This window comes from Desulfosporosinus burensis (assembly GCF_054657535.1).
In genome coordinates this window covers 1-314 of record NZ_BAAHYN010000106.1, presented here as the reverse complement: position 1 = coordinate 314, position 314 = coordinate 1, and the positions used below count along the sequence as shown (strand labels likewise).

1 protein-coding gene is annotated in these 314 nt (G+C 40.8%); it reads left to right on the top strand.

Annotated elements, in window-relative coordinates:
- Positions 1-12: 12 nt before the first annotated feature.
- On the top strand, positions 13-314 hold a 302-nt coding region (locus tag ACYQ3Q_RS28600), incomplete at its 3' end, for a sigma 54-interacting transcriptional regulator (RefSeq protein WP_459931762.1).

Genomic DNA, 314 nt, shown 5'->3' with positions numbered 1-314 from the left:
GAACTTGGGGATATGCCCTTACACGTACAAAGCAAGCTCTTACGGGTTTTAGAAAATCATTCGATCGAACGTATCGGAGGGGTTGAATCCATAACGACAAATGTACGGATTATTGCGGCAACTCATCGGAATCTAGAAGAGATGGTAGAACGAAGCGAGTTTCGTGGTGATCTGTATTATCGACTCAGTGTCATCCCGATTTTCATTCCCTCTTTGAAAGAACGAAAACAAGACATTCCGCTATTTATAAGTTATTTTTTAGAAAAATATGGTTCAATAATGGACCGTCCAATACAGGAACTGGATGCTACCAC